This is a genomic window from Micromonospora qiuiae (assembly GCF_016863555.1).
Lineage (GTDB): Bacteria > Actinomycetota > Actinomycetes > Mycobacteriales > Micromonosporaceae > Micromonospora > Micromonospora qiuiae.
Genome location: NZ_BOPC01000003.1, coordinates 53,015 through 64,273 on the forward strand (window position 1 = coordinate 53,015; position 11,259 = coordinate 64,273).

Consider the following 11,259-nt stretch of genomic DNA (forward strand, 5'->3'; position numbering starts at 1 on the left):
ACAGCACGCTTTAGTCTGCTCACGTGCGGTTATCGCCAACTGTTCGGGAGTCCCGGGTGAGTGTGGAGAAATTGGTCGTCATCGGCCAGGGTTACGTCGGCCTACCGCTGGCGATACGGGCCGCCGAAGCCGGCTTGGACGTGGTCGGCCTCGATGTCGACGCCGACCGGGTCAAGCGGCTCGCCTCGGGCGAGTCGTTCGTGGCGGACATACCCGCCGATCGGCTCGGCCGGGCGTTGGGCAGTGGTCGCTACCGCCCGAGCAGCGAGTACGCGGATGCCGAGTTCTTCGACATCTGCGTGATCACCGTGCCCACGCCGCTGCGGGACGGCACGCCGGACCTCAGCTTCGTCGAGCAGGCGGGCACCGGCATCGGGCCGTATCTGCGGCCGGGCTGCACGGTGATCCTGGAGTCGACCACCTACCCGGGCACCACGGAGGAGTTGCTGCGGCCGCTGCTGGAGTCGGCCAGCGGACTGCACAGCCCCGGCGATTTCCACCTCGGCTACAGCCCCGAGCGGATCGACCCCGGCAACCCGACCTGGCGGCTGGAGAACACCCCGAAGGTTGTCTCCGGAGTGGACGCTGCCTCCCTGGCCCGGGTCGACGGCTTCTACCGTCGGCTGGTGCAGCGGACCGTCCCGGTGGACTCCACCCGGGTGGCCGAGTTGACGAAGCTCATCGAGAACACTTTCCGCCAGGTCAACATCGCTCTGGTCAACGAGCTGACCATGCTCTCGCATCAGTTGGACATCGACGTCTGGCAGGCGATCGAGGCGGCCGAGACGAAGCCGTTCGGTTTCATGCCGTTCCGGCCCGGCCCAGGGGTCGGCGGCCACTGCCTGCCGATCGACCCCTGCTACCTGTCCTGGCAGGTGAAGCGCCGCCTCGGCCGGCAGTTCCGGTTCATCGAACTGGCCAACGACGTCAATCACGAGATGCCCGAGCACGTGGCACAGCGGGTGATGGCGGGGCTGAACCGGTCCGGCCGGTCGGTCAGCGGTGCCCGGCTGCTGCTGCTCGGCCTGACGTACAAGCGCAACACCGCCGACATGCGCGACTCGCCCGCCGTGGAGGTGGCCCGCCGGTTGCGGGAGTTGGGCGGCGAGGTCCGCGCGGTGGAGCCGTACGCCGAGCCGCACCACCTCCCCGACGGGGTGCTGACGGTCGACCTGACCGAGCCGGAGGTACGCGCGGCAGACGCCGTGGTGGTGATCACCGACCACGATGTCTTCGACTACGACCTGGTGGGCCGGCACGCGCGCTACGTCTTCGACACCCGCAACCGCTGCACCGGCCCCACCGTCGAACGCCTCTAGTCCGCGAGCGCCTCCACCACCGGCACGGCCAGCGCCCGTCGGGCCGGCAGCACCGACGCCGCCAGTGCCGCCAGCACCGCCACGGTGAGGATGCCGCCGAGCTGTCCCCACGGCACGACCAGGGTGAACTCGCCGCCGATGCGGGCGACCAGGGCCATCGCCCCGGCGGCGACCCCGGTACCCAGGGCCACCCCGAGCACCGCCCCGACCAGCGCGGTGAGCACCGCCTCGGCGGCCAGCATCGCTCGCATCCGTCCTCCGGTCAGTCCGACGGCCCGCAGCACCGCGTTCTCCCGGGTCCGCTCCATCACCGACAGACTCAGCGTGTTCGCCACGCCGACCAGCGCGATCACCACGGCCAGGCCGAGCAGCGCGATCACGAAGGCCAGCAGCATGTCCACGGTCCCGGTGAGCGTCCGCTTGTACGCCGCCTGGTCCAACAGGTTGACCGTCGGGTAGTCGGCCAGCACCTCCTCGATCGCGGTCCGGGCCGACGCGGCCGGCACCCCCGCGGCCGGGTCGACCTCGGCCAGGTAGCCCCGCACGTCGGGAAAGAGACGGGTGAAGTCGGCGGCGACCAGATCGACCACCTGGCCGGGTGGCCCCAACGACTGCTCCCGGCCGGCCCCGGTCACCACGGCCGCCACCTCGAACGGCTGTCCGCGCAGGGTGACGGTGTCGCCGACCGACCAGCCCCGCCGCGTCGCCAACTCCCGGTGCACCAGCACCCGGCCCGGCCCGAGCCGGTCGACCCGGCCGGCCACGCTGTCGAGCCGCTGGCCGACCAGCGCCGGGTCGCTGGCGCGGAACTCGAGATCGTCGACGATGTGCGTACGCGGCTCGTGCACCACACCCAACTCGGGCCGGGCGGCGAGCGCGTCGACCACCCCGGCGGGCAGGTCGATGCCGATCCCGGTCACCACGAAGTCCACGCCCACCTGGGCGTCCACGGCGCGCTCGATGGCGACCTTGGTGCTGCGCGCACCGACCACGAAGGACGCGACCAGACTTATGCCGATCACCAGGGCGGTGGCGGTCGCGGCCACCCGCCGTGGATTGCGGATCGCGTTGGCCACGGCGAGCGCGGCGGTGACCCCGAGGAGCCGTCGGGCGGGGGCGCCGAACACCCGGACCAGCGCCGGCACCAGGACCGGGCCGAACAGAACGATGCCGAGGAAGCTCAGCACCCCGCCGAGGGCGACCAGCACGAAGTGACCGGCGGAGGCCGCGCCGACCAGGGCCGCGACGCCGAGGGCGAGAATCACCGCCCCGAGGGCCAGACGTGCCCGTCCGGCGGGACGGGTGACCTGCACGGCCGCGTCGGTCAGCGCCGCCACCGGCGCCACCCGGGTGCCGTGCCAGGCCGGCACGAGGGCCGCGCCGACGGTGAGCGCGGTGCCGGCGACGAGGCAGCCCACCACCGTGCCGGCGGTGATGGTCAGGTCGCCGTGCAGCGGGACGGTCAGCCGCGCCATCAGCGCGGTCATCCCGGCCGCCAGCCCGACCCCGACCGCCACACCGAGCACCGAGGCGGCCAGGCCGACCAGCCCCGACTCCAGCAGGGTCGCCCGGAACACCTGCCCCCGGGTGGCGCCGACCAGGCGCAGCAGCGCGGTACGCCGGGAACGCTGGGCGAGCACGATCGTGAACGTGTTGGCGATGACGAACGCGGCCACCACCACCGCCACCCCGGCGAAGGTGAGCAGCACCACGTTGAACTGGTTGAGATCGCGCACCGCGTCGGCGACGGCCTTGTCGAGGATCGCCTGCCGGGTGCGTACGGTCGGTCCCGGCCCGACAGCCGTGGCGATCCGTTCGGCGAGCACCTGGTCGGAGACCCCCGGGTCGGCGGCCACCATGATCCGGCCGAAGCCCTCGTCGCCGGAGACCGCGAGCGCGTCAGCGCCGACCAGGCCGACGAACGGCCCCCCGATGTCCCGCGCGGTGTTGGCGACATCCACCGCGCCCACCAGCGTGTACGGTCGGGCCGCGCCACTGGCACCGCCGACGCGGACCGGGGCGCCCAACTCGAAGCCCTCCTCGGCAACGGTCCGCTCGTCGAGCACCACCTCTCCGGGACGGGCGGGCAGCCGCCCGGCCACCAGGTCGTACGACTGGAGGGCGGGGTCGGTGGGCACGGCGGCGAGGACCCCGAAGCCGAGCACCGGTCGGCCGTCCGAACCGACCACTCCGGCCGTGGCGGTCAGCTCGCCCTCGGCGGCGCGTACCCCGTCGACCGTGCGCACCCGCTCGACCAGTGACGCCGGAAGCGGTGCCCGGCTGGCGTAGACACCGACGTCGGTGTGCCGGTCGAAGGCGGCTGCCCGGTCGTACGTGCCGGCCCGCATCCCGTCAACGAAGATCAGCGTGCCGGCGATGAAGGCCACCCCGAGCACGACGGCCAGGGCGGACATCAGCATGCGCAGCGCCTCGGCGCGCACCGAACGCAGGGTCATCCGGAGCATGTTCACCGCCCCCGCACCGGCGTGGCGATCGGTCCGGCCGTCGCGTCCAGGTGGCCGAGCACGTCGAGGACCCGCTCGGCGGTCGGCTCGGCCAGGTCCCGGACCAGCCGGCCGTCGGCGAGGAAGACCACCCGGTCGGCGCGGGCGGCGGCGACCGGATCGTGGGTCACCATCACCACCGTCTGCCCGAGGGTGTCGACCGCCTCGCGCAGCAGCCGGAGCAGATCCCCGCTGGCGCGGGAGTCCAGGTTGCCGGTCGGCTCGTCCGCGAAGATCACCCACGGCTTGGTGATCAGGGCCCGGGCCACGGCGACCCGCTGCTGCTGGCCGCCGGAGAGTTCGGCCGGGCGGTGCCGCAACCGGTCGCCGAGCCCGACCGCGACGACCACCTGGCGCAGCCAGGCCGGATCGGGCTGCCGGCCGGCGATGGCCAGCGGCAGCACGATGTTCTCCTCGGCGCTGAGCGTGGGCAGCAGGTTGAACCTCTGGAACACGAAGCCGATCCGGTCGCGACGCAGCATGGTGAGCCGTCGGTCGTCCAGACGGCCCAGCTCGGCATCGCCCAGCCGAACGGTGCCGGCGGTGGGCCGGTCCAGGCCGGCCAGGCAGTGCATCAGCGTCGACTTGCCGGAGCCCGACGGGCCCATGATGGCGGTGAACCGGCCCGCGGCGAAATCGACGTCGACTCCATCGAGGGCGACGACAGCGGCCGGGCCGCTGCCGTACTGCTTGCGCAGACCCCGGGTGGTGATGGCGATGCCGGCGGTGACGTGGGCGGGTGGTGCGTGGGACACGTGCTGCTCCCGTACGACAGGTGGGTTTCTCGGACCCTTCCGACGCTATGGAGACCACAGCCCGTCGAGATCAACCCACGCGCTCGACCTTCGTCCGCCTCAGGTCGTCCGCGCCGGTCGCACCCGTACGCCTCAGGTCGTACGCCGGACCTGGACGCCGGGCGTGACCAGGCCACTCTCGTACGCCAGCACCACCGCCTGCACCCGGTCGCGCAGGTGCAGCTTGGCCAGGATCCGGCCGACGTGCGTCTTCACCGTCGCCTCGGCGACGTGCACCCGGCCGGCGATCTCGCTGTTGGACAGGCCCTCGGCGACCAGCAGCAGGATCTCCCGTTCCCGTTCGGTGAGCTGAGCCAGCCGGGGGTCCTCTGCGGGCCCGGTGCCGAGCTGGCCGGCGAACCGGTCGAGCAGCCGCCGGGTGATCGACGGGGCCACCACCGAGTCGCCCTGGGCGACGACCCGGATCGCGGCGAGCAGTTCCTCCGGCGGGACGTTCTTGAGCAGGAAACCGCTCGCCCCGGCGCGCAACGCGGCGAACGCGTCGGCCTCGGTGTCGAAAGTGGTCAGCATCAACACCCTCGGCGGCCCGACCGGCCGGTCGGCGCAGAGTCGCCGGGTCGCCTCCACCCCGTCCATGGTCGGCATCCGGATGTCCATCACCACCACGTCGACCTCGACCCGGTCGAGCAGCCGCAGCGCGTCCGCGCCGTCGATCGCCTCGCCGACCACCTCGAGGTCGGGCTGGGAGTCCAGCACCATCCGGAAGCCGGCGCGGACCAGTGCCTGGTCGTCCACGATCGCCACGCGCACCGTCATGCCGCGATCACCTCCGTCTCGGGAAGCGACGGTAACGGTAGCCGCGCGTGCACCTGCCAGCCGCCGGCCAGGCGGGGACCGGCGGTGAGGCTGCCGCCGTACACCGACACCCGTTCCCGCATGCCGACCAGGCCGTGACCGCCGGGCGGCGCCGCGGCGACCGGCCCGCCGCCCCGGCCGTCGTCGACCACCCGCAGCTCGACGGCGTCGGCGCCGTGCGTCAGGGTCACCTCCACGCCGGCGCCCACTCCGGCGTGCTTGAGCGCGTTGGTCAGCGCCTCCTGCACGAGCCGGTAGACGGTCAGTTCCAAGGCCGTGGGCAGCGGGACCGTGCTGCCGCTCATCGTGTAGCCGACCTGCAGCCCGGCGTCGCGAAAACGGTCCAGCAGGGCGGGCAGTTCGGCCACGGTGGGACGCCGGTGGGAGGGTTCGGGAGCCGGTCCCACCGGTGCCCCAGCCGGGTCGGGCGTGCGCGGCTCGCTCTCCGGCTCCGGCGGGCCCGGCTCGCGCAGCACGCCCACCAGCCGGCGCATGTCCGCCAGGGCCTGCCGGCCGGTGTCCGCCACGACTCTGACCGCGTTGCGGGCCGTCTCCGGACTCTTGTCGATCATGTAGCGGGCCCCGTCCGCCTGGACGATCATGACGGCCATGCTGTGTGCCACCACGTCGTGCAGTTCCCGGGCGATCCGGGTGCGCTCCTCGGCCACCGCCGCCCGCGCCTCGGCCTCGCGTTCCCGTTCCAGGGTCGCCGCCCGCTCCTCCAGGCTGAGCACGTACAGCCGGCGGGTGCGCACGTTCAACGCCGCCAGCCAGACCGCCCCGGTGACCAGACCGTAGTAGATGGCGGTGTGGTACCAGGGGCCCTGCGCAGGGCTCTGCAGCGCGGCGAGCACCACCCCGATCGCGGCGAGAATCCCGGCGAGCACCCCGGCGAGCAGTCGGTCGGCGTACTTGACCACGCCGTAGAGGGCGATCAGCACCGCCACGTCGTACGCCAACGGCCCCCACCCGAGGAGGACCTGGACGAACGCGAGCACCCCCACGACGGCCGTCACCGCCACCGGCCGGGACCGGCGGAACAGCAGGGCCAGCGCCATCGCCACACCCATGGCGCTGGACCACCAGCCGCCCGGCGCGGCAACCGCCGACGCCAGGCCGAACAGCACCACCATGCCGCTGACGGCGACGTCGAACACGACGCTGTGCAGCGGCCGCCGCGAAAGTCTCCCTCTCATCGCCACCCAGGCTAGGTGTAAGGAGGGGTCCCCTGTTAACGCCTGTTGTATAGCAAGGGCCCCTTATTAACACAGCGGGCTGGACGATGACATGCAACGAGTACCACGTTGATCAACGCGGCGGGGCGGGGAACGGGGCCTCGTCGCCCCGCGTGCGGCGCGGCGAGATCAGCCGACGCACCATCGGGACGGCGTTCCACCGGGCCGCGCCCACCAGGTCACGGGCATGCTCCAGCACCGTGTAGTCCCCCCGGGCCCGGCCGGCGGCGATCGCGGCATCCAGGTCGTTGTCGCAGCGCATCAGCACGCTGTCGAAGTCGCGGCGCACCGGCTCCAGCAGGTGGTAGCCGAACGAACGGTGCATCCGGGCGAAGAACGGCTTGTACAGCCGGGCCCGCTCGTGCAGCCCCGAGGAGTACGACATCGGATTCTTCGCCCGACGCCGGACGTAGTCGGGCAGCAGGTCGGCGAAGGCGCGGCGGACGATCCACTTCTCCTGGCCGTCGCGCATCTTCAGCTCGATCGGCAGCCGCATCGCCAGCTCGACCAGGGCCAGGTCCAGGAAGGGCACCCGAGTCTCCACACCGAAGGCCATGCTGGTCCGGTCGACCCGCTGCAACTCCGTACGGCAGAGGTTTCGGATCTTGTGCAGGAACAGCCGGCGGGACGCCTCGGGCCCGACCTCGTGGTACATCGGGTAGCCGCCGAACAGCTCGTCCGAGCCGTCGCCGGTGAGCGCGACCTTGACACCGAGCTCCCCCAGCCGGCGAAAGATCGGCACCGACACCACCGCGTTGATGATGTCGCCGTACTCGGTCAGCTCGGAGATCCGGATCGCCTCCCGGACGTCGGCCAGCCGGATGTCGCGCGGTCGCAGCTCGATCACCTCGTGCGGCACGCCGAGTTCCCGCGTCAGCCGCCGGGCGTACGCCACGTCGGGGCTTTCCGCCACCCCGACCGTGACCGCGACGCAGTCCGGGTGCAGCTGGGCCGCGTGCAGCAGCGCCAGCGAGCTGTCCAGCCCGCCGGAGAGCACCACGCCCACGGTGAGGTCGGTGTCCAGCCGCACCCGGATGCTGTCGGTGAGGGTGGTACGGACGAGCAGGGCGGCCTCGTCCGGATCCTCCACCATCGGCGCCGACGCGCCAAGGGAGAGCAGGTCCACGTACGGGCGCAACTGGACCTGCCCGTCCTCGTCGGCCCAGCCGTGATGTCCTGGAGGCACCTCGACCACCGGCGCTCTGACCCCGACCAACGCCTTGACCTCGCTGGCCAGATGCAGGCATCCCGGGGTTCGCGACCAGTACAGCGGCTTGACCCCGAGCGGATCCCGCACCAGGTACACCCGGCGGGTGGCCCGTTCCACGATGGCGAAGGCGTACTCGCCACGCAGCCGGTTCACCATCCGCTCGCCCCACTCGGCGAATGCGGCGAGCACCACCTCGGTGTCACTGGCGCTGCGGAAGCGGTGGCCCAGGTCGCTCAGCTCCGCGCGCAACTCGTGATGGTTGAAAACCTCGCCGTTGTAGCAGAGCAGCCAGCGTTCGTCGGCCGAGAGCCAGGGCTGTACCGCCCGTTCCCGGTCCACCACCGGCAGCCGCCGGGTGCCGGCGAGCAGGCCCGTCTCGCACCGCGTCTCGGTGACCTCGCCGCGCGGGGCGAGCGTGCCGAGCATCCGCCGGAAGATCGCCGGGTCGGCCTCCGGACCGAGGCTGAGCACGATCCCGCACATCGTTCAGCTCCCCATCTCGGCTTCGTACGCCCGACGCAGCCGCAGGGTCGCGGCCGGGGCGAGACAGACGTGCCAGGCCTGGCCCTCGTCGATCACGTTGAGCTCACCGGCCCGCTGCCGCTTCAGCAGCAGCTCGGCCAGGACGTCCCGGGCGCCGAAGCGGCGATACCAGGCCATTTCCACGTCCACCGCCCAACCCAGGCAGTGGCCGCTCGGCACCATCGCCGCGTACCCGAGGCGCCGCAACCGGTACTGGTGCTCGGCACTGCGGACCAAACTGGTGACCCAGAGTGGCGGCGTGCCCGCCGGTGCGGCGGCGGCGAACTCGCGGCTGACGTCGTTGAGCAGGGCGACCACCTCCCGGCGGGCCCGACGGAAGAGCAGGCCGGCGGTGCGCGGCGTGGCGTCCGGCAGCACCCGGCGGCGCAGCGCGCGTACGCCCCGGCCGACGATCGTGCGGGGCTGCTCGGTGTAGCGGAAGCGCAGCAGTCTCCGGCGTCGCAGCCACTCCAGGTCGACCAGTTCCGGGCTGTGGTGCACGTCGGCGTCGGTGCGGAACGTGGCCGCGTCCCGCCACCACATCACGTCGATACGCGACAGCAGGTAGATGCGGACGAGCGCGGTCAGGTCGCTGGCCGAACTGCGGGCGTTGGGCCGGTACCGGGCCATCTCCAGCAGCAGGGTCTCCCGGGCGCCGACCAGCCCCTGCGCGGTGGCGTCGAGCACCGCGGCGATCGCCGGTTCCCGCAGCCGCTGGTCGATCAGCACCTGGCGGGCCCTGGCACTGCCCGTCCCGGCGAACGCGCCCACCTCGACCAGCAGGTCGGCCACGGCGTCGCGGTAGGCGTCCAGGTCCGGTTCGACGGCGGGCGCCAGGTGAGGCGGCCGGGACGGGGCGCGGCGGCGGGCCGGTGCAGCGTGCGGGACGACAGGGCCCGGCTGGGACCTCGGGCTTCGACTGGGCACACGCATGGTCGGGTCCTCTCTCCCGTCGCGACATCACGGCGTACGTCACCCTCTGTGACACCGTAATCACGCGGACCGGGAGAAGTCCGAACAATCTTCCTGTCTTCCCCGCAAGAGGTCAGAACGGCGCTCCCCGGCCCCCGGCCCCCGGCCCCCGGCCCCCGGCCCCCGGCCCCCGGCCCCCGGCCCCCGGCCCCCGGCCCCCGGCCCCCGGCGATCTTGCACTTTCGGTCGCCTGTATGCCCTACTTCAGGGCTTTTACGGCGACGAAAAGTGCAAGATCGCCGGGGTGGTGGGCAGGGTGGGACGTGGTGGGGCGGGTGCGCCCCCACCGGGGTGTCGGGGTCCTAGCCGGGGTCCACTGTTGTTCCGGATCCGGATCTTGCCCTCGGTGCGGACCTTGGTGATGGCGAGGCTGCTCCGGGCGACCTGGCCGGTGCTGTAGTTCGTCACCGAGGCGCTGCTCGTGCTCGCCCCGTGCGGCCAGACCGTCAGGAAGCCATTGCTGCTCGCACCCGGCCGTCGGCGGGCAGCTTCACGCTCATTCCCATCGACGTCGTACCGACCTGGTAGTCCAGGGTGTCACGGCGCTGGCCTGGTTCGCCGGCGCGACGGTCACGTGACTCATCGTGGTCGCACCCGTCACCGCCAGGTCGATCATCGCCGCCGTCGCGCCGGCCGGGGCGATCCCCCCGGTCAGCGTGACGGTACGGGTGCCGCCGCTGGCGCCGATCGGCCCGGTGCTGGTGCCGATGCCGCTACGGGTGTCGATGAGCCAATCGGCCACATCGTAATGCGAGCATGTCAAATCCCTCCCTCAGATTTTTGCGCGGCTGGTGATCCCGAATGTCGAGGCCGGATCACCATCGGCACTCGTAGCGAAACTGAGACCCCTCGCCGACCTCCACATAACCCATCGCCGACAAGGTACGGCCATCCGCCGGCCGGGCGGCGAAGGCAATCAGCGGTTCCCCGTACCGTCCGAAGACGCTCGCGACAGCGTTGAACTCCGCACCGGGTTCCAGTTTCAGCAACTCCGCGCTGCGCCACAGCAGCGCGAGAACGATGACCACATCACGAGCGTCTTCATTGGCTGCCATCAGGACCGCGGCGCGGATCCCGGCCCTCAAATACCGTGGCGCGTCCAGTCTTACGGCAAGCGCGGCGGCACGTTGCACGTACGGACTCAGAACCGTTTCCTCCATGGCCGCCAGTGATCGTGCAGCCGCCTCGACCGCCAAGCGGTCACGCAGCGCCTCGACGAGTCCGGTGATCCGCTCGTCCCGCTCTGATGGCATCGGCATCCGGAGGTACTCCTCACGCGGCCTGAAGCGCAGCACGTCGGCGAAGTGAGTTGATTTCACCATCAGCGCCTCCGTCCAACTCTCTGGCGATCACCACCTGACTGTGACCAACGGCAGGGGCCGCAGCGATGGGAAAGCAGTGCTCCTTGGATCCAGCGACTGTACTGAGATCCACAGCAAGTCCAGCCAGGTCAGGCGGCAGCAAACCAAGCATGTTGGATTGAGCTTCGCTTGCCATGGTTACTTCAATTCTCCGGCCAAAAAATCGTCCGCCCTCGAACCATTCACAGACGCCGGGAAGCTGCACGGGTAGGAATCTCGTCACCTCCCTACGTTGAGTAGCGCCGTGGCCGCACGAACGACCATCGGTGGGTCCATTAATCAGCGAGCCCGAGGCGCATTCGGTAGGTGCACATCCGCTCACTTAGGGCTGCCCGCGCATCCGGTTCGTCGTCGAGTACCACGAGAGGTGAGTCACCAGTGGCGCAGATGCCGTATATCTGGTCAGCGACGCTTTCGGTCAGAATGTGGTCGAAGTGGAACGAGCCTTCGAACGCAAACCAAGCCACCGAGCCAGCACGCTCGCATGCCATACGCAAACAGGACTCCAAGTGTTGCTGGAGACCCA

10 protein-coding genes are annotated in these 11,259 nt (G+C 71.4%); 1 reads left to right on the forward strand and 9 read right to left on the reverse strand.

Features of this window, described 5'->3' with window-relative positions; all coding sequences use genetic code 11:
- Positions 1-56: 56 nt before the first annotated feature.
- On the forward strand, positions 57-1,319 hold the full coding sequence (locus tag Vqi01_RS01060) for a nucleotide sugar dehydrogenase (protein ID WP_204032067.1): 1,263 nt from the start codon (positions 57-59) through the stop codon (positions 1,317-1,319).
- Here the strand turns inward: Vqi01_RS01060 and Vqi01_RS01065 are convergent.
- The 9 genes from Vqi01_RS01065 to Vqi01_RS01105 form a co-directional block, all read right to left on the reverse strand.
- Positions 1,316-3,784, reverse strand: coding sequence for an ABC transporter permease (locus tag Vqi01_RS01065; protein ID WP_204032105.1), 2,469 nt, complete (start codon positions 3,782-3,784; stop codon positions 1,316-1,318). The two genes, Vqi01_RS01060 and Vqi01_RS01065, sit on opposite strands and share 4 nt — an antisense overlap.
- Positions 3,785-3,786: 2 nt before the next feature.
- Complete coding sequence (locus Vqi01_RS01070) at positions 3,787-4,542, reverse strand: ABC transporter ATP-binding protein (RefSeq protein ID WP_372444288.1); 756 nt, start codon at positions 4,540-4,542, stop codon at positions 3,787-3,789.
- Positions 4,543-4,710: 168 nt separating this feature from the next.
- Positions 4,711-5,394 carry a response regulator gene (locus tag Vqi01_RS01075; protein WP_204032070.1) on the reverse strand — a complete coding sequence of 228 codons (684 nt, stop codon included), beginning with the start codon at positions 5,392-5,394 and terminating at the stop codon, positions 4,711-4,713.
- Complete coding sequence (locus tag Vqi01_RS01080) at positions 5,391-6,629, reverse strand: sensor histidine kinase (RefSeq protein ID WP_204032072.1); 1,239 nt, start codon at positions 6,627-6,629, stop codon at positions 5,391-5,393. Before Vqi01_RS01080 ends, Vqi01_RS01075 begins: the two co-directional genes overlap by 4 nt.
- Positions 6,630-6,741: 112 nt before the next feature.
- Positions 6,742-8,361 carry an asparagine synthetase B family protein gene (locus Vqi01_RS01085; RefSeq protein WP_204032074.1) on the reverse strand — a complete coding sequence of 540 codons (1,620 nt, stop codon included), beginning with the start codon at positions 8,359-8,361 and terminating at the stop codon, positions 6,742-6,744.
- Positions 8,362-8,364: 3 nt separating this feature from the next.
- Complete coding sequence (locus tag Vqi01_RS01090; protein WP_204032076.1) at positions 8,365-9,333, reverse strand: DUF5715 family protein; 969 nt, start codon at positions 9,331-9,333, stop codon at positions 8,365-8,367.
- A 252-nt stretch (positions 9,334-9,585) separates the two neighbouring features.
- Positions 9,586-9,780, reverse strand: a complete 195-nt coding sequence (locus tag Vqi01_RS01095) for a hypothetical protein (protein WP_204032078.1) — start codon at positions 9,778-9,780, stop codon at positions 9,586-9,588.
- An 88-nt stretch (positions 9,781-9,868) separates the two neighbouring features.
- Positions 9,869-10,114 (reverse strand): hypothetical protein, encoded by a 246-nt coding sequence (locus Vqi01_RS01100; RefSeq protein WP_204032079.1) that lies wholly within the window; start codon positions 10,112-10,114, stop codon positions 9,869-9,871.
- 73 nt (positions 10,115-10,187) lie between these two features.
- Positions 10,188-10,694, reverse strand: a complete 507-nt coding sequence (locus tag Vqi01_RS01105) for a hypothetical protein (protein ID WP_204032081.1) — start codon at positions 10,692-10,694, stop codon at positions 10,188-10,190.
- Positions 10,695-11,259: the final 565 nt, after the last annotated feature.